Source organism: uncultured Aquimarina sp., from assembly GCF_947496855.1.
Taxonomy (GTDB): Bacteria; Bacteroidota; Bacteroidia; order Flavobacteriales; family Flavobacteriaceae; genus Aquimarina.
In genome coordinates this window covers 516,164-535,179 of the sequence record NZ_CANMED010000004.1, presented here as the reverse complement: position 1 = coordinate 535,179, position 19,016 = coordinate 516,164, and the positions used below count along the sequence as shown (strand labels likewise).

The following is a 19,016-nucleotide window of genomic DNA, read 5'->3' as shown; positions in this document are numbered from 1 at the left end:
GAGCAATATCACCACTCGAGGCAGTATTTTCTTTTAAAAACTGTTTAGTAACGGTTTTTTTAAGAAGTGAGAATGCTATGTGTTCTTCAGAGTTTATGATTTTATTTGTTTGATTATTAGTTAAATATGATTTGTAAAATGGTTTACAATAGTTTTACAAAAGCTATACAAGAGTACAGGTTTCTATGATACTATGTTTGTTTTCAGTTTAACAAGGTAAAAACAATAAATATGAAAACAAAGACTATTAAAAAAATCGGATTTATACTTCTTGGATTATTCTTTTTAGGAATAACCTCATGTAACCAATATGCTAAAAGAAGTTATACTCTCCATGAGAGTATCGTTTTAGAAGAGAGAGCAGATTTTAAGCAAGATTCAGAAATCCTGAAGAATGTTGATCAAAATGATGAGGCATATAAAGAAATTATAGAAAATGCTTTTAAAAGAGTGATCCTGGCTCCATTGTCTACTTTTTCCATAGATGTGGATAAAGCTTCTTATAGTAACATTCGTAGAATGATCAATAATGGCCAAGAGATCCCGAAAGATGCAGTTAAAATAGAAGAAATGATAAACTATTTTAAGTATGATTACAAAGAGCCTATAGATCAACATCCTTTTGCAATTCATACAGAATCTGGATCAACTCCTTGGAATGGAAAAACACAGTTAGTCAAAATAGGAATAAAAGGTAAAGAAATACCTGCAGCAAGTTTTGCTGCATCCAATCTGGTATTTTTAATTGATGTTTCAGGATCTATGAATGATATCAATAAATTGCCATTACTGAAAAAGGCTTTTAAACTATTAGTATCGCAATTGAGAGCAAAGGACAAAGTATCTATTGTTGTATATGCAGGTGCAGCAGGAGTGGTTCTTAAACCAACAAGCGGTGAAAATAAGGAAAAAATTATGGAAGCCTTAGATAATCTGCAAGCAGGAGGTTCGACAGCAGGAGGAGAAGGAATTAAGCTTGCCTATAAAATAGCTGAAGAATATTATATTAAAAACGGAAATAATAGAGTGATACTAGCTACTGATGGTGATTTTAACGTAGGAGTTAGTAGCGATAGTAGTATGAAGAAATTAATTGAAGAAAAAAGAACATCTGGGGTATTCTTAACTTGTTTAGGTTTTGGAATGGGTAATTATAAAGATAGTAAAATGGAAACCCTAGCGGATACAGGTAATGGTAATCATGCGTATATCGATTCGATGCAAGAAGCACAACGAGTATTAGGAACTGAGTTTGGTGGAACATTGTATACCATTGCAAAAGATGTAAAAATCCAAGTAGAATTTAATCCAGCTAAGGTAAAAGCATATAGATTAATTGGGTATGAAAACCGACTGCTTAATGATGAAGATTTTATAGATGATACTAAAGATGCAGGAGAGCTTGGTAGCGGACACACAGTTACAGCATTGTACGAAGTAATACCCGCTGGAGCACAAAGCAAATATCTTAAGGAGGTTTCAGACTTAAAATACGCTGAAAAGAATGGAAAAACTACGAAAGCTGAATATGAAGACGAGTTATTTACTGTAAAATTCAGATATAAAAAGCCAAAAGAAGATCAAAGTATTGAAATAGTGCATATCCATAAAACAGATGCTGAAAAACATATCTCAACGGATTTTCAATTTGCTGCATCTGTAGCTTGGTATGGAATGAAGTTAAGAAACTCAGAATATATACAGAATCAAAATACTGAAGATATAATCACTTTGGCAAAAAAAAGCAGAGGGAACGATGAACAAGGATATCGAGCAGAGTTTGTAAGACTAATGAGTAGTTATGATAAAGCAAATCAATATGAAAATTAAGAATATGAGATTGATTAAGAATAACGCAGTAATATGTCTTTTACCATTCGTGCTATCTTGCTCTCGGACGGGAAAAGAATATAGCGATATGTCAGAAAGCTTTCCAACTGAGAAAATTGAAGAGGCTTCTGGTCCGAAATCACTGGAAAAAGAAAGTATAACTAATACGTTAAAGATAATTAAAAATGCCAATTGCCGTATCAAAGTAAATAATGTAGAACTAGCAACCGTGCTATCAAAGGAAATAGTTTCTAAGTATAAAGGCTATATTTCTGATGAACACTTTACTCATACCAATTACGCTAAAGAAAATAGTTTTACAATTAGAATTCCTAAAGAGAATTTTGATCAAGTATTAGATAGTGTTTGTACTTTGGGCGATTTTGTGGATTATAAAAATATATCAACTGTAGACGTAACTGAAGAATATATTGACCTGAATTCACGATTAAAAACAAAACTAGAAGTGAAACAGCGGTATGAAACCATCCTAAAGACCAGAGCCAAGACTGTAAAAGACGTTTTGTTAACGGAAGATAAATTAAGAGTGCTTCAGGAAGAGATAGAAGCGGCACAAGGAAGATTAAACTATCTAGCTAATAGCGTGTCATATAGTACAATTCAGTTTGATTTGTATGAAATAGTAATTCCTGAAGAAGAACCCGATATATATAAAGCTAGTTTCTTAGATAAGGTAAAAGATGGATTATCTTTTGGGTGGAATCTATTAGAATATTTGGTCTTGATTCTATTTTATGTATGGCCTCTATTCATACTAGGAGCTATAGTTTTCATCTATCTTAAGTGGATAAAAAGATAAAGTAATTTGAATAAAGCGCATCGGTTCGATGCGCTTATTTTTTGTATTTTGCGGCAATGAAGGAAATCCTGGCAAGATACATCCCTGAACGTGCTTTAGAACCGGCATTTGATTTGATTGTGAAATGTAATGTTCATCTGAAAATTGTTAATGAGCGTGTCACTCGCCATGGTGATTATCGTAAAATGCCAGATGGTAGACATCAAATCACGGTTAATGCATCTTTGAATACCTATCGTTTTTTGATAACATTGATCCATGAAATCGCTCATCTTGTAGCTTTCGAAAAATATGGACGTTATATCAAACCCCACGGAATAGAGTGGAAACGAACTTTTCAGCAGTTGATGTTACCTTATATAAATCCAGATGTTTTTCCTTCCAGATTATTGCCTGTGATGGCAAATCATTTTAAGAATCCAAAAGCGAGTAGTGATACTGATGCAAAATTATCACTTGCATTAAAACAATATGACCCAGAGAATGATAAAAATTATATCTTTGAAGTACCTTTAGGAAGTCGATTTAGATTGTATAATGGAAAGATTTTCCAAAGAGGAAATAAAAGAGTAAAACGTTATGAATGTATCGAAATAAGCACAGGTAAAGTATACCTGTTTAACCCCAATGCAGAAGTCGAGTTATTAAATTAATTATGAAAGAAAATTATTACGCCATTTTAATGGCAGGGGGAGTTGGATCTCGATTCTGGCCTGTTAGTACTACAGAGTTTCCAAAACAGTTTCACGATATGTTAGGTACCGGAGAGACTTTAATTCAAAGAACATTTAGCCGATTGTCAAAGATTATCCCAAAGGAAAATATTTTTATATTGACTAATGAACGATATAATGATTTGGTATTAGAACAATTGCCAGAAGCAGCACAACGACAAGTGGTTACAGAGCCGGCAATGCGTAATACAGCTCCATGCATTTTATATGCTGCATTAAAAATTCAGAAAGAAAACCCAGATGCCGTTATGGTGGTGGCACCAAGTGATCACTGGATCGAAGATGAAGATGCGTTCGTAGGGAATTTAAAGCAAAGTTTTGATGCATGTTCTGAAAAAGATATCTTAATGACCTTAGGTATCCAACCTACTTTTCCAAATACAGGGTATGGATACATACAATATAATAAAGAAACGAATGCTATTAAAAAAGTAGCTCAGTTTACAGAAAAGCCTAATTATGAAACTGCAAAGGAATTCTTAAATCAAGGAAACTACCTTTGGAATGCGGGAATATTTATTTGGAGTGTAAAAAGTATTGTAGGAGCTTTTGCTAAATTCCAAAAAGAGATGACCACTTTGTTTGAAAAAGGATTGGATACTTACAATACGAAAGAAGAAAATGATTTTATTGCGGTTAATTACCCGCTCGCGGAAAATATTTCTATAGATTATGCTATTTTAGAGAAAGCAGAAAATGTATATGTGCTTCCGGCTACCTTTGATTGGAATGATCTTGGTACTTGGGGATCGTTATATGATAAGCTAGATAAAACCGATGCTAATAATGCAGTCGTAAATGCCAGAGTCTTAGCAGAAGATGCATCGGGTAACATGATTAGAACCTCTACAGATAAAATTGTTGTAGTAGATGGTTTAGAGGATTACATTATAGTTGATAAAGAAGAAGTACTATTGATTTATCCCAAAAAGAAAGAACAGGATATAAAACAAGTGCTTAAAAAAGTGAAAGATACTTACGGAGAAAAACACGGATAACTATGGCGGAAAATACTCAGGAGCCTAATGATCAGATTCAGGACAAAAAAGTAGAAGAACATAAAGAAGCAGTAAAAAAAGATGCCAAAGGATTGTTTAAAAGCGCTGCCTCTTTTTTAAAAGGATTACTAGATTTTCGTCACGATACTGATAGGGATAGTACTATTGAATTGATAAAAGCAGATATTCCTTTTAAAGGAGCAACTGCGTGGATTCTGATATGTTCTATTTTTATAGCTTCTATTGGATTAAATGCCAACTCTATTCCTGTAGTTATTGGAGCGATGTTAATTTCTCCCTTAATGGGACCGATTTTAGGAATGGGAATGTCTATTGCTGTTAACGATATTGACACTTTAAAAAAATCATTAATCAATTTTGGAGTAATGGTTGTGTTAAGTGTTTTTACAGCTTGGTTGTTTTTCTTTTTGTTTCCGTTAAAAGTAGAGTCATCTGAGTTGTTGGCGCGAACTAAGCCTGATATTAGAGATGTATTGATTGCATTTTTTGGAGGATTAGCATTGATTATTGCTAGAACCAAAAAAGGAACTATCGCGAGTGTAATTTTTGGGGTTGCCATTGCAACGGCATTAATGCCACCTTTATGTACAGTTGGGTTTGGTTTGGCGATAGGTAAATATGAATATGCGCTTGGCGCAATGTATTTGTTTACTATAAACACGATTTTTATTGCCTTAGCTACTTTTATTGTATTAAAATTATTAAAATTTCCTATGCTAAGGTATGCCAACTCGGCAAAGCGTAAACGCACCGCTAGAATAGCTTCCTTTGTGGCACTTTTGGTGATGGTTCCAGCTTTTTACACATTTTGGATTACACTTAATGAGAGTCAAGCCCTAGGAGATTATGAGCGTTTTATGGTACAAAATATAGAATCTAATGAGAGCTTATATCTGCGCAAAGATATCTACAGTTATGATAATAAAACATTAAAATTGTTTTTTGATGGAGAAATATCTGAGGCGACTATCAGTGCGTTGCAAAATGAATTTTTAAGATATCCTGAGTTAAGTGACTTTACTTTATCTATTAGAGGTAATAAAGCTAGAGGGATTGAGCAAATCTCTAAAGCAAACGATCGATATATTGTGGAGCTAAATCGTTTAGAAACTGAGAACGAAGCATTGTTAGATAAAGTAGAAGATCTAAAGATACGATTGGCACTCATGGAAACTCAATTAACTGAGGCACAAAAAATAGTTCCAGTAGATATTTTGCCTTATAACAACATAGCCAAAGATGCTAAAATCCGCTTCCCAGATTTATCAGAACTAGGATATGGAGAAGTGCTACAATCCAATTTCCGAAAAGTAGATACAGTAAAAGTCATCTTCCCGCAATGGAAATTCCAAGTATCTGATAGTCTTAACGATGTTAGGAATAAAGATCTACGACAGTGGATTACTGGCGAGCTAAAAGCGGATACATTGCTGGTAAAGTAATTTTGCAAAAATTCTTTAAAATTTTAGAATAACATTTTTAGTTATTAGTACACTTATATATAGAGTAACTAAAAAGAATAGAATAATGAAAAAATCAAGATTTATAGTATTATTAGTTTTTATTGGGTTATTGTTTTTTATAGACCCTATATACGCTGGTCCCGGCGGTGTGATAGCAAAAGGATTATTTAAAACTTGGTGGGGTAAAATTTTGATGTTATTGCTGTTTATTATTTTGCTACCATTCATTATCTACATAAAATCTGTTGAGTTTTTCAAAGTAAAAAAAACAAAAAAACAATTAGTAGAGATAGGCTTAAAGAATAAGAATTTTTCTTGGTTAAATCTTGAAAAGAATTTTTCTAATATTGTTACACGTGTCTATGCTGCTTGGGGAGATGAAGATATGAGTGAAGTTAAAGAATATGTAAATCACTGGTATTGGCAAAATCAACAATTAGTTCATCTTGATAAGTGGAAATCTAATAATTTAAAGAATATTTGTAATCTTCAAAAGATTAATAAAATTAGACCTTTATATATAGAGTTAACAAATAATAGTAATTACGAAGGTTCAAAAGTGGTGATTAGTATTTCTGCTACTATAGAAGACTATTTGATTAATAAGGATACTCAAAAAGTAATAGAAGGGAAAAGAGGTTTTCAGGATGAAAGTCATATATGGGTTATGGAGTATACCGAAGGCAGGTGGTTGCTGGATGATATTAGGAATGGTGATTTGAGTTTAGCATTTGCTAAGATGGAAAATTTGATTCCAGAAAATGTTTTAATAGCGAAATAGAATTTTATTATCTTGAGTATAATTTGAAGTTTGTTAGGGAGGAAAAATAAGCTATGTTATTCATCTTATTTTAGTTTAACAATGAGGTTGTATTAGAGGAATATTGAATTAATAAAATAAGAATTAGTTTGTGAAAATAATCTATTGGATATCAACCGTTCTAGTTTCTTTAATGTTGTTATGGAGTTCTTATACCTATTTTTTTAGTAAAGAAACTATAGAGGGAATTAAATCATTAGGGTTTCCTAACTTTTTTAGGATACAATTAGGAGTTCTAAAGATAATTGCTGTCTTTGTTTTATTGATACCACAGATATCGGTTCAAGTAAAAGAGTGGGGATATGCTGGAGTTGGATTATTTTTTGTAACCGCTATTGTAGCTCACATTGCACATAAAGATTCAATTTTTATTTCCTTGATCAATGTATTCTTTATTGGACTACTTATCATTTCGAATATATACATGTATAAGCTAAAAATTGTATAAATAGCAGGAATGTTTAGAAGTAAACGAATTATCTGCTGGTAAGAAAATAGTTTTATTCTAGTTCCCGCCACCAAGTTCATATCGTGTGTGGTAATTATGGTGTGAAATCATTTTCTTAGGAAGTTTCTTGAATAGGGGTATCAATTGCCATTCCTTTGCAAAACCTATTAAAAGAAAGCTGCTGAGATATGTTGATTCATATTCATCAGCAGTTTCGAATAGATTCAAATATTAAATACAATAAGGAACCGGAAAAGAGTTTGGATTTCCTGGAAGGAATTGACAATTAGAGCCATTATAGTTTTGGTTAGGTACACAACAAGAAAGTGCTGGATTGCAACATCTGGACGGACGTAATCCACCTCCATTGATTTCCTTTTGCTGATCTTTACTTAGTTTAATTCCGAATTTTGAAACATTCTTTAACATGGTGTAAGGTTTTAAAATTTATAAAGTTAAAGGTAAATAAACTCAGTAAAATCTATTTACGGCAACGCCGTAATTGATGTTAAAGTTTTGATATTCAAAATCCTAACTAATTCTTAAAAAATATCTGATTAACGATCTGGAAGTTAATTTGTAAGAAAATAGACGCTTCTAGTAAAAATAAATTATTATGAATTTAGAGTTTTAATATCAAATTTTTCTAGAGTCCTTTTAACTGAGCATCTCTTACTTTCTTAAACAAGTTAGAAGAGTAGACGAAGTCCGTTACAGCTTCGTTATCGGTTTTGAAAATTTGTGTTTTATCACCTTCCCATTCTAAATTACCATACTTTAGGAAAACAATCTTTTCTCCAATTTCCATAACCGAATTCATATCATGGGTATTGATGACCGTTGTGATGTCGTATTCTTCTGTGATTTCTTTTATTAAATTATCGATAACAATAGCTGTTCTAGGGTCTAATCCAGAATTAGGTTCATCACAGAAAAGATATTTAGGTTTGGTAACAATCGCCCTTGCAATGGCAACGCGTTTTTGCATACCACCACTTATTTCGGATGGAAGTTTATTGTTTGCATTTTCTAGATTTACACGATCTAGTACTTCATTCACTCGTTCGCGCATTTCTTCTTTTTTCTGCTTGGTAAACATCATTAATGGAAACATTACATTTTCTTCTACTGTCATAGAATCAAATAATGCGCTTCCCTGAAATACCATTCCCATTTGCTCTCTAAGGTTTCTTTGTTCCTCTGTAGAAAGATCAGAATAGGTCGCTCCATCATAACAAATAGAGCCCTCTTCCGGTGTGAATAAACCAAGCATACATTTTAGAAAAACAGTTTTACCACTACCACTGGTTCCAATAATTAGATTGGTTTTACCACGCTCAAAAGTGGTTGTAATTCCTTTAAGAATCTGTTCTCCACTAAAACTTTTATGAATATCTTTTACTTCTATCATTAGCTTAACAATAATTGAGTTAATATATAATTAGAAGTTACAATAACCACTGTTGTCCAAACAAACGCAGAAGTACTCGCTTTACCAACTCCTAATGCTCCACCTGTCATATAATATCCGTGAAAAGAAGGAATAGTTGCTAATAGAAAGGCAAAAATAAAGGTCTTAATAAAGGCATAAATTAAGTGGTACGGTATAAACTCTTCACGCAGCCCCGTTAAAAATTCAGAGCCAGAAACAAACCCTCCATAAACACCTGCTATATAAGCTCCGAATACGCCAACAAACATAGCAATTGCTATGATAAAAGGATACATAAACATAGCAACGATTTTTGGAAACACTAAATAGTTTAGTGAGTTAATTCCCATTACTTCTAATGCGTCTATTTGCTCTGTAACTCTCATGGTTCCGATACTAGATGTAATAAACGAACCTACCTTACCAGCCATTATTACAGAGAGGAATGTAGGTGCGAATTCCAAAATCATCGATTGTCTGGAAGCAAAGCCAATTAATTGTTTTGGAATTAGTGGATTGGTTAGATTTAATGCAGTTTGTATTGCAATTACAGCACCAATAAAGAAAGCAAGAAATACGGTAATTCCTAATGAACCAATAATAAGGTCATCTATTTCTTTGAAAATCAAGCTCCTAAGTACTGAGCCTTTAGTCATACGACTAAAAACTTTTTTTAACATTAAAAAATAACGACCAATATCGTCCAGATAAAACATATGCGCTCCATTAGAAGGGCTAAAATAGAAAAAAAAATAGGTACAGCATGTAACCTTCTATTAAAGTTTTACATTTGCATAAATGGTATTTTAACCATCTAAATTATTAAAAGTAATGATAAAGAAAGTATTCTTAATTTTTGGACTTGTTTTATTCTCTATAGAATGTACATCGCAGCAGTCACAACCTAGTTCTGGAAAGGAAACAATTAATGTTTCTCCAAAACTAGTAGTTGGGATGGTGGTAGATCAAATGAGATATGATTATCTAACGCGTTTTTATGATCGTTTTGGAGAAGGTGGTTTTAAAAGAATGCTCAGAGAGGGATTTAATTGTAAAAACAATCATTTTAACTATGTTCCTACTTATACTGGCCCAGGACATGCATCTGTGTTTACAGGTACTACTCCACAAAATCATGGGATTATCTCTAATTATTGGTATGATAAGTTTAGTAAAAAAGGAGTGTATTGTGCTAGCGATCCATCAGTAAGAGCAGTTGGGTCAGATAGCGAGTTGGAGAGAATGTCTCCGCATCGTATGAAAACTACAACCGTTGCCGATCAGAATCGATTGCATACACAGTTAAAAGGGAAGTCTATAGGAATTGCAATAAAAGACCGGGGAGCAATCTTACCTGCAGGACATTCAGCAAATGGTGCTTATTGGTTTAGGGGGAAAGATGAAGGAAAATGGATTACCAGTACGTATTATAGAAACGACTTACCAAATTGGGTACAGCAGTTTAATGACTCTGACAAAGCAGAATCTTATCTAAAAGTATGGAATACCTTATATGATATCAATTCATATATAGAAAGTGGATCAGATCAAAACAATTTTGAGAAAGGGTTTACAGGAAAAGAAACAGCAACATTTCCATATGATTTAGGAGCTTTGAAAGATCAGAATGAAGGTTATGATATTATCAAAGGGTCTGCTTATGGAAACAGTCTAACTGCTGATTTTGCCATTGCGGCAATAGATGGAGAAGCATTAGGTAAAGATGATATTACCGATTTTCTAACAGTTAGTTTCTCTAGTACGGATTATGTGGGACATAATTTTGGAGTAAATTCTAAAGAAATACAAGATACATATTTGAGATTAGATAAGGATCTGGAACGACTTTTTAATGCATTAGATTCAAAAATTGGAAAAGGAAATTATACGGTTTTTTTAACGGCAGATCATGGAGCCGTTCATGTACCATCCTATTTGCAAACAGTAAAGATACCATCTGGTTATTTTAAAAAGGATACGTTATCGACGAAGGTTATGGCTTTTGTAAAAGAAAGATTTAAAGTGGATGGGTTAATAGAAAAAATTGATAATGATCAAGTCTTTTTTGCATATGATGTTTTAGTTAAAAATAATGTGAGTGCTCAGGATTTACAGAAAACTATTGCGCATTACATCTTACAATATGATCAGATAGATAAGGTATTTACTAGAGAACAATTATTAACCGGCACATATACTGAAGGAATTGCTGCCTTAGTCCAAAAAGGATTTAATCAGAAAAGAAGCGGAGATGTTGTTTTTGTATTAAACCCAGCGACTATTCTGTATTCTCGGACAGGATCTACGCACGGAAGTGGATTGAATTACGATACGCATGCCCCTTTATTATTTATGGGTAAAGGTATTAAGCAAGGAAGCACTACAGAGAAAACAACAATTCCTGATATTGCTCCAACTATTTCTGCGTTATTAGGAATAACATTCCCTAATGGTGCTACAGGCGATGTATTGCCTTTTGTGTTAAAATAAGATTATTTATATAAGTTTTTGATATATGGATTGTGCACTTTGTATTGCACCTTCCATATATCCTGCATGTCTCGTAGCTGTTTCTGATCCAGCAATAAAGAAGTTATTATTAAAAAAACCATTTTGATAATAACTATGGCCATTATTCTGGTGTGGAAATATAAATTTTTCTGAATGAATAGAAGTGTTTGCTTCTTGTTTCCAAACAACTTCTTCATACGCGAGATATTGCAAAGATTGATCTCCAAATAATTTTCGGAGTTGACTTTCTACCTTGGACCTTCTTTGTTCTTTGGTATAAGCCTGCATTCCATTTTGTAGAAAACCTTTTAATGCGAAACGGGTGTTTTCTGAATTAGAATGATCATATAATTCTGTGATAGGACCAACATTACTAAAAACCGTTCCTGAATACTTATTTTCTTTCCAAAAAGGTTGGTTATATGAAATGCCAAATTTAATAGAGTCCCCCATCCAGGTATGAGTTTTGTTAGTAATATCAACTATATTTTCAGGTAGTAATGGATTGAATTTTATAGAATTTACCAGAAGCATAGGAGGAATGGTAGAAATTACTTTATCAGCATAATGTGTTGTAGATTCCGAATGAATTTCGAAATGGTCCTTTAGATAGTTGATATGTGTTACTTTTTCGTTTAGGATTAATTCTTCATTATTAAGAGATTTAGCAAGTCTATTGATAAGCGAAATCGTTCCCCCTTGTATTCTGTAACTGGGTTCTTGATTGGTTGGTAATTGTATTTGTTGAGGAGGAGCAGTGGATAGTGGTTCAAAAAGTGCTATTCCTTCCATGAATTGTTCAAAAACCGGTAGCTCTAGTTCTTCTAGTAACATAAGTAATTCATGATGCTGAGTACTTAACCAAGTCGCTCCCATTTCGATTGGAGTTTGGTTTTTGGACTGTAATGTGTGTATTCTTCCTCCGATTCTATCTCTAGCTTCAGTAACCTTTACGGCTATTCCCTTTTTTTTTAATTTATGTGCGAGTAATAAGCCTGTTAATCCAGCTCCTACAATAAGTATTTCTGATCTCATATTCGATATAAATATATAAAGTAAAACTCCTAAAAGAAGGAGTTTTACTTTATAGTATTAGTTTATTTGTCCATAAGATGTGTTCCGTGAACAACAGCTGCTCCAGCGCGAAGTGCGGCAGAGACAAATGTAGCTTCTGCTAGCTCTTCTGGAGTTGCTCCGGCTTTTATTGCATTTTTCTTGTGAATTTCTAAACAATAAGGACACTGTGTAGTTAGCGCTACAGCAACAGCCATTAGTTCTTTATATTTTACTGGAATAACTCCTTCTTGTAATGCGATGCTATCAAAAGCTTGGAAAGCTTTCATAGCCTCTGATGCATTTTCACTAAGTGTACCTAATTTTTTTAGGTGATTCATATCATACATAATCAGATTTTTTTAATTAATTTCTTCCTGCAATCACACCGCCATCGGTATCCCAAATCGCTCCTGTAACCCACGAAGCCTTATCTGATAATAAGAAGGTAATACTGTTAGCTACATCTTGTGCAGTTCCGTTTCTTCCGATTGGGTGAAAATTATTAAAGCCAACCAACGCTTTTTTAGCCTCATCGGCTCCTCCGAAAACGCCATCATATACAGGAGTTTCTACTACAGCAGGTGATACAGCATTTACCCGTATTCCATGATCTGCTAATTCCATTGCTAAGTGTTGTGTTAACGAGTGTAATCCTGCTTTTTGCATAGAGTAGGCAGAAGAAGGAGTTGCTTTTACAGCTTGTTTGGCCCACATAGAGCCTACATTAACAATGGATCCACTTTTACCTTCTTTCATTTTCTTAGCAGCTGATTGGGTAATAAAAAAGAATCCTCTGTTTAGATCTTGATAAGAATCATAATCTTCTAGAGTGTGATCTAAAAACGGTTTTGGACCAAAAATTCCAGATGCATTTACCAGGAAATCTAAGCGATCTAAGTCTGCAATAGTTTTGTTAAGTTGATCAACGTTATCTTTGTTGGTAATGTCAACCTTATGTTTAATAATGTTATCTCCATCAGGAATTTTAGCTGTATTTCTACCTACTACATGAACCGTAGCTCCTGCTTCGATTAATGAATCCACAGTAGCTTTACCGATTCCACTAGTTCCTCCGATAACAAGGGCCGTTTTGTTTTTAAATTGCGTCATTTTAAATGTATTTAAATAATTAGTAAATGAACAGACAAGTCTGTCTTTTTTGTTTCAAATTTTTTTTATGTTATGATTTTTTCACACAATGATAAGGAGACTTCTATTGGCCAAGTATTTTGATGCAATTTACTTTCTGAAATTGCTCCTTCATATAATAAATAGATCTTTCTAGCGAGCATTTTATTTGCTTTATAAGAATTCTGATTACAATTCTCTATAACAAGATCTTGTATGAAATTTATGAAATCATTCTTCTGTTTTTGAATTTCCATACGCACAGTTTCATTTTCTTTTGGTATTTCTGAGTATGTATTTAGACACCAACATCCATTAAAATCTTTTTGATCAAAGAAAAGCGTAAGAAAATGAAATAATGAGTATATCCTTTCCTTTCCTGAAGAAGCTTTAAATACAAATTCTCTTATGTCCTTAGTAAAAGTATCATTCTTAAATTGAAGATAAGCAATACAAATATTTTCTTTAGACGGGAAATGATTGTATAATGTAGCTTTGGCAATTCCTGCTTCTTTAATAATTTCATTAATTCCGGTAAGGTTATAGCCTTTATTATAAAATAAAGTAGAGGCAGTTTCTATAATATGATCTCTTACTTTGGAATGTTTCATATGGCAAATATATATAAAAAAACAAAACTAGACAAGTCTGTCTAGTTTTGTTTATGAAAATGTATTCCAATTTGATGATTAAATGAGTTTCTAAGGTCAAGACTCGAGTAACTCGAACTTTTTATTTTGATGGTTTATATCCGGTATGTTTTGCAGTATATTCCAATGGTTTTTCAGTTTTTATAATCTGAATATTGGCGCCTGCTCGTTTTCCAAAGGATTCTATCCGACCAGAATTAATTAGGCTAATATGATCAATTGTACTAATAGCCCATCCCGGATCTTCGTATTTTATAGCTCTTCCACCTTTTCCGGAATTAATGAATAATAAATTATCTATATTTAATTTTTGAACTCCCCAAAGCAGAACCACACTTCCTAAGTCTTTATTGTTGACATCAACGAAGGTAGAGTTTCTTAATTCTAGGTATGGTCCGGTAGTGCTTTCGTCATTACCCATTCTTAATAGCGAGACGGCATTACCCATTACTTTACTAAAATGACAGTTATCTATTTTTACATATTCTGCATTATAACGGCCTCTATTTTCATTTTCTCCATCTAAACTGATTGCGTTTCCAGAAATATTATGAAAAGTAGAGTTCTTAAAAATTAATGTGTCTGCATACGTACTTTTATAAGCTCTAAAGGCGGTTTTACGACTTGCATTAAAATTTTTAAATTCACAAGAAACTACCTTTAATTTATAATGTTCTATCATCGGTTTTGATGAGGTTGCGATAGCAGATTGTGCAATACCATTTTCCGAAGCACCATCAAAGATAACTCCTTTAATGGAGAGACTTCCTCCATTTTCTATGATTACTAACGGCTTTTGTGATTCGTTTTGATCATATGTAAAGATTGCGGGGCTATCACTTTCGTCAGTTATGATTGTAAGAGTTTTGTTGATGATTAAAGGTTTCGTAAAAGTATAGGTCCCTGGTTTTAATTGAATAGTGTCTCCTGAGGATGTGCTTTTTACCATACTAAATAAAGCATCATTTTCGTTACCTGATACTTGTGCCGCATTCGAGTTTTTATTAGTAATCTCAAAATATTTCTGTTGTGGCGTATACCAGTTTGGTCCCACTTCGTTTTTTGTAAAAGGAAGCTTAGGTTGATAGGTTTGATTTTTTAATAAGCCGTCAGCCGGATCTTTTGAGAATGTGATTTCAGCTTGTTTGAATCCTTTATGGTTGAATTTTGAATCTGCAGATATTACCTCATTTCCTGAAAAAGAGAAAGTGCTATAATCAGAAATTGCTTCAAAGACTTGTTTTCTTTCAGGATGGTAGAAAATATTGTTGGTAAATCTAATGTCTCTTGGAGGATCAGTCCTTTCGTTATCTGCGCCAACACCAAACTGGATATGATCACATTTTAGGAATTTGTTTCCAGTTATATCTGTGTTTTCTGCTCTATGATATCTGTTAATTAGTGAATTAGGAACTCCGTTCATTACCGGTAATGCTCCAAAGAAACGTTTCCCTTTTAGTTCCTGAAAATGATTGTTCCTAATTGTATGGCCTTCGTTAATAACCCGAACTCCTCCTGTGCCAGGTTTGTTATTTCCTATAAAGAAGTTATTTTCTATTAAGTTTCGGTTTCCATGTCTTAGTGCTAATACACCCGCAGATTCATAGAAAAGATTATTACGAACAATATTGTCACTTGATTTAAGAGAAACAATTTCTACTTCGCCATCACATTGTTCAAAATAATTATTCTCAATCAATGTTCTTGATGGACTTAATGAATAAGTTGAAACTCCAACCCGAAGTGTCTCTCCTCCATTAGATCCTAGATTGGGTCTGTACCCAAAATGGTTATGATCAATTCTGTGATGATTCTCTAAACTGTTTTTGTTATTTAGTTTTACAACCAAAGTTACACCGGCATTTAGTTTTCCTCCAAAATAGTTGTGATCTACTCGATTATTTTTTCCGTGAAGATGGATCCATTCGGATTTATCGAATCTATTAGTTGGATTAAAATGATCAATTGCTATTTCAGTAAGCCTACAATTTTCTGCTAATTTTCCGTCATCGGTTTTAAAAATAATCAAGGCATCTTCTTGGGTATACCCATTCTTAAAAACGAGCTCTTTTATGATCACATGTTTCCCTCCGATTTTTAGAGAAGTATTACCAGATAGAATAACTTTTCCTTTTTCCTGTGCTTTGATTACAATCGGTTCTTTCTCTGTCCCCGTTGCTGTAATAATAAATTGGGCATCATTCCAGATACCGTTACTCAACGTAATTTCGTCTCCAGGTTGGGCTATGGAAATAGCTTTATTAAATGCTTCGACGGTAGTAACAAGATTGCCTCCATCGGTTTGTTTTGTATTATTAGTTTGCGTGCAAGAATTTGCAGTTAATAGAATAGCTAGTAAATAGCTATAGAGTCTACTTTTTTTCATTTGTTTGTTTTGAAATATTTGTATTAAACATTCCCATTAAACTTTAAAAAATAGTCTAATGCTTTATTAAAAAGTAGATACTTGTAAGCTGTGTGTGGAGAGCAATTTAGGTCTATTTTTTATAATAACCAAGTCGGTTCTTAATGAATGGAGGATTAACAAAAACATAAAAGGTGTTTATGTATCAAGTTAGCATAAACACCTTTTCGCTTTTAGATATTTAGTCACAATAGCAAGCTGGGTGAAGAGGCCAGGTTTCTAATGACTTACAAACCCATACAGGACATGGAGGTTCGCCACCTGTTATTGTTCTTTGCTTTTCTTTCTTGAGAATCTCAATCCCCTCTAAATTTAAAATTTTGTGTAACATATTTTAGTTTTTTAAATTTTTGTATTCTTTAAATTTATAAAAAGAAAAGGGTATTTTGCTAAGAAGAAAGTCATTTTAGGATTTAAATAACTTTTCGAAGATTTTTCCCCATCTAAGTTTACGGATAAAACGTCCTTCAGGTTCGGTAACTAAGAAAGGTTGTTGTGTTCTTTTAGCTTTAAAAAAACCAGTTATGTAATCATTAATTAGTCTAGGTTGTTTTTTTAGTAAAGCTAATTTTGTAGATGCGATCAAAGTGATAATGAAACCATATCGCATTTTATAAAAAGCCTCACCTTGCTTATATTTTGCTTTTGGGTTATAGGTATTTCCTGTTGGTTTTAGGTGTTTTACCTTTAACGATTCATCAGTTTTGATTTCCCAATGATGGTATTGTGCTAATAGTTCATCTACTGTATCCCAGCCCATTGCAGGTTTAAGCCCTCCGATCTTCTGAAAACAAGATTTCCTATAAGCTTTTAATGCCCCTCGAATATGATCTTTATTTGTTAGGTTTTCTAGGATCCAATTATTGCCTTTTTGGATATAACAGAAACCACCAACCATTCCAGTTTTTTGATTTTTTTCGAAATGTTTTATTAATGTCTCCAGATAGTTTTTTGGAAAAATAAGATCCGCATCAAACTTGCAGATTACATCATATGTATCGTCTAGTGTTTTATACCCTTGATAGAATGCATTGATAACTTTGCTACCTGGCATATGATCTTCAGAAGAACTTGTATTTACTAAAGAAATATAATCATGTTTGCTAATGAATTCATTAACCATAGCCGCTGTACCATCGGTAGAGTTGTCATTAACTACTACTATTTTTTTAGGAAGTATTGTCTGAGTAACTATTGAGTCTAAAGTTTTAGCAATCAATAGTTCTTCGTTATGTGCTGGTATGACAATATAAATGTTCAAGATAGTAGTATTTTAATCTAAACTATTTTCTTTCTGCGTATACGATATAATATCGTGGAGTAAAATACCTAAGCAAAGGTCTGAAACCGATCTTTCTAATAGGATGTGTCCATTTCTTTCTGGCTTTTATTTCCCAACCAGCTTTTTCTAATAACCAATCAAATTGCCAATCTTCGAACTCGTGATAGTGACGATCCCAAGGATCTGTTTTACTCCTGTACGCTGGAGAAAACCATAGTTTTAAAGGAATAGAGGCTACTATTTTGTTTGCTTTAATATCAGATAATACATTAAAAGGAGCAATTAAATGTTCGAAAATTTCGAAAGCTGTTATAACTTCCGCGTTGCTTATTTTTACAGCTTCAGTTTCTACATCAAGATCTTCTCCAGATGTATTACTTACTGTATATCCTTCTTTCTCCATAAACTCCACAAAAGGGTTATGGACACCAAGATCTAGTATAGTTGCCGGAGCCGAAATGTGCGCTCTTAAGAATTCTAATGTTTCTTTATATCGTTTGTGAGGAAACGTTCCTTCGTACATATTAGTTCTAACTTTTCTTAATTAAAAACAAAATTACGTTTAACAAAAAAGGATACCATAAATATAGTATCCTTTTTTACTTATTTTTTTAGAAGTCTAATTGCATTCGTTTGTATATTCATATATGTGTTTAGCAAATTCTGACCATTTGATTCCATCGCTGTATTTTTCAATCATAGCAGGACAATCTCCAAAGAATTCTTTAAATTCTTCTTCATAATTTTTTTTCTTAAGACGAATTGCAACTTTTTCTCCATCCTTTTTTACATAGTAAGATTTAGCAATACCACCAGCTTTAAGAGGACCAATACCAATACTAGCGGTTTCTCCTGCAAATGGATCTTGATAAACCTTAATTTTATTACTAAAATCAGGATTAACCAATTGTACCATTAAGGTTTGTGTCTTTTTCTTAATTTGAACTTCAGATTTTTCGAAAAAAGTATATCCTTCTTTAAACAAATTCTGATCTAGGTCTTTGTTTTTCCATTGCTGAGCATCGGTGATAAATTTTCCAAAATTATTAAGTTTGGCAAGTTTACTTGGTGGTAAATACATAAACACAATGTCTTTTGGTTCAATTTTCACCTTGTTTTCACTTGCATCCTTAATGTAAATAGCTTTTATAAGACCTTTTTTGTAGTTAAATCCTTTTAGGTTTCCTTCAGTTGTTGTTCCATCTTCTAGATGAACATATGTGGTTTTCTTTTTAGAAAATCCGTTAAATCCAGGAAGAAAATTTTGTGCTTGAACAGATAAAGTGGTAGCTAAAAAAAAGATAATGCTTAGGGCTAAGTAATTTTCTCTTTTCATAATTTGTTTAAATTTAGGGGTTTAATTTATTTTGCAAATATAAGATTTCCATTTGTTATTTA

General features: G+C 32.9%; 19 protein-coding genes. 8 read left to right on the top strand and 11 right to left on the bottom strand.

What is annotated here, in order from left to right:
• Window positions 1–231 precede the first annotated feature (231 nt).
• From Q0921_RS14795 to Q0921_RS14765, 7 genes are all read left to right on the top strand, one after another.
• Window positions 232–1,830: a von Willebrand factor type A domain-containing protein gene (locus tag Q0921_RS14795; RefSeq protein WP_367183344.1), complete on the top strand. Its 1,599-nt coding sequence runs from the start codon at window positions 232–234 to the stop codon at window positions 1,828–1,830.
• Window positions 1,820–2,650, top strand: a complete 831-nt coding sequence (locus Q0921_RS14790; RefSeq protein ID WP_299258132.1) for a DUF4349 domain-containing protein — start codon at window positions 1,820–1,822, stop codon at window positions 2,648–2,650. Before Q0921_RS14795 ends, Q0921_RS14790 begins: the two co-directional genes overlap by 11 nt.
• Window positions 2,651–2,706: 56 nt before the next feature.
• The gene (locus tag Q0921_RS14785; protein ID WP_299258130.1) at window positions 2,707–3,303 is read left to right on the top strand and encodes a SprT-like domain-containing protein; all 597 of its coding nucleotides are present in this window, start codon (window positions 2,707–2,709) and stop codon (window positions 3,301–3,303) included.
• A gap of 2 nt (window positions 3,304–3,305) precedes the next feature.
• Window positions 3,306–4,382 (top strand): mannose-1-phosphate guanylyltransferase, encoded by a 1,077-nt coding sequence (locus Q0921_RS14780; RefSeq protein WP_299258128.1) that lies wholly within the window; start codon window positions 3,306–3,308, stop codon window positions 4,380–4,382.
• A 2-nt stretch (window positions 4,383–4,384) separates the two neighbouring features.
• Window positions 4,385–5,845, top strand: coding sequence for a DUF389 domain-containing protein (locus Q0921_RS14775; RefSeq protein WP_299258125.1), 1,461 nt, complete (start codon window positions 4,385–4,387; stop codon window positions 5,843–5,845).
• Between the two features lie 85 nt (window positions 5,846–5,930).
• Entirely contained in the window at window positions 5,931–6,647 is a 717-nt protein-coding gene (locus Q0921_RS14770) for a hypothetical protein (protein WP_299258123.1), read from the top strand.
• Between the two features lie 130 nt (window positions 6,648–6,777).
• On the top strand, window positions 6,778–7,134 hold the full coding sequence (locus Q0921_RS14765; protein WP_299258121.1) for a DoxX family protein: 357 nt from the start codon (window positions 6,778–6,780) through the stop codon (window positions 7,132–7,134).
• A 231-nt stretch (window positions 7,135–7,365) separates the two neighbouring features.
• On the opposite strand, the gene Q0921_RS14760 is transcribed toward Q0921_RS14765, so the two are convergent.
• The 3 genes from Q0921_RS14760 to Q0921_RS14750 form a co-directional block, all read right to left on the bottom strand.
• Window positions 7,366–7,563 (bottom strand): hypothetical protein, encoded by a 198-nt coding sequence (locus tag Q0921_RS14760; RefSeq protein ID WP_299258119.1) that lies wholly within the window; start codon window positions 7,561–7,563, stop codon window positions 7,366–7,368.
• 217 nt (window positions 7,564–7,780) lie between these two features.
• Window positions 7,781–8,545, bottom strand: coding sequence for an ABC transporter ATP-binding protein (locus tag Q0921_RS14755; RefSeq protein WP_299258117.1), 765 nt, complete (start codon window positions 8,543–8,545; stop codon window positions 7,781–7,783).
• Complete coding sequence (locus Q0921_RS14750) at window positions 8,545–9,282, bottom strand: ABC transporter permease (protein ID WP_299258115.1); 738 nt, start codon at window positions 9,280–9,282, stop codon at window positions 8,545–8,547. Before Q0921_RS14750 ends, Q0921_RS14755 begins: the two co-directional genes overlap by 1 nt.
• 115 nt (window positions 9,283–9,397) lie before the next feature.
• Here Q0921_RS14750 and pafA point away from each other — a divergent pair, with 115 nt between their 5' ends.
• Entirely contained in the window at window positions 9,398–11,056 is a 1,659-nt protein-coding gene (pafA, locus tag Q0921_RS14745; RefSeq protein ID WP_299258113.1) for an alkaline phosphatase PafA, read from the top strand.
• Window positions 11,057–11,062: 6 nt separating this feature from the next.
• On the opposite strand, the gene Q0921_RS14740 is transcribed toward pafA, so the two are convergent.
• The 8 genes from Q0921_RS14740 to Q0921_RS14705 form a co-directional block, all read right to left on the bottom strand.
• Entirely contained in the window at window positions 11,063–12,112 is a 1,050-nt protein-coding gene (locus tag Q0921_RS14740) for an FAD-dependent oxidoreductase (protein ID WP_299258111.1), read from the bottom strand.
• A 62-nt stretch (window positions 12,113–12,174) separates the two neighbouring features.
• On the bottom strand, window positions 12,175–12,471 hold the full coding sequence (locus tag Q0921_RS14735; protein ID WP_299258109.1) for a carboxymuconolactone decarboxylase family protein: 297 nt from the start codon (window positions 12,469–12,471) through the stop codon (window positions 12,175–12,177).
• Window positions 12,472–12,496: 25 nt separating this feature from the next.
• The gene (locus Q0921_RS14730; protein WP_299258106.1) at window positions 12,497–13,243 is read right to left on the bottom strand and encodes an SDR family NAD(P)-dependent oxidoreductase; all 747 of its coding nucleotides are present in this window, start codon (window positions 13,241–13,243) and stop codon (window positions 12,497–12,499) included.
• 65 nt (window positions 13,244–13,308) lie between these two features.
• Window positions 13,309–13,872, bottom strand: coding sequence for a TetR/AcrR family transcriptional regulator (locus tag Q0921_RS14725; protein ID WP_299258104.1), 564 nt, complete (start codon window positions 13,870–13,872; stop codon window positions 13,309–13,311).
• Between the two features lie 121 nt (window positions 13,873–13,993).
• On the bottom strand, window positions 13,994–16,297 hold the full coding sequence (locus Q0921_RS14720) for a chondroitinase-B domain-containing protein (RefSeq protein WP_299258102.1): 2,304 nt from the start codon (window positions 16,295–16,297) through the stop codon (window positions 13,994–13,996).
• Window positions 16,298–16,742: 445 nt separating this feature from the next.
• Window positions 16,743–17,597 (bottom strand): glycosyltransferase family 2 protein, encoded by an 855-nt coding sequence (locus Q0921_RS14715; RefSeq protein WP_299258100.1) that lies wholly within the window; start codon window positions 17,595–17,597, stop codon window positions 16,743–16,745.
• 22 nt (window positions 17,598–17,619) lie between these two features.
• On the bottom strand, window positions 17,620–18,141 hold the full coding sequence (locus Q0921_RS14710; RefSeq protein ID WP_299258098.1) for a methyltransferase: 522 nt from the start codon (window positions 18,139–18,141) through the stop codon (window positions 17,620–17,622).
• A 96-nt stretch (window positions 18,142–18,237) separates the two neighbouring features.
• Complete coding sequence (locus Q0921_RS14705) at window positions 18,238–18,954, bottom strand: hypothetical protein (RefSeq protein WP_299258096.1); 717 nt, start codon at window positions 18,952–18,954, stop codon at window positions 18,238–18,240.
• Between the last annotated feature and the right edge of the window lie 62 nt (window positions 18,955–19,016).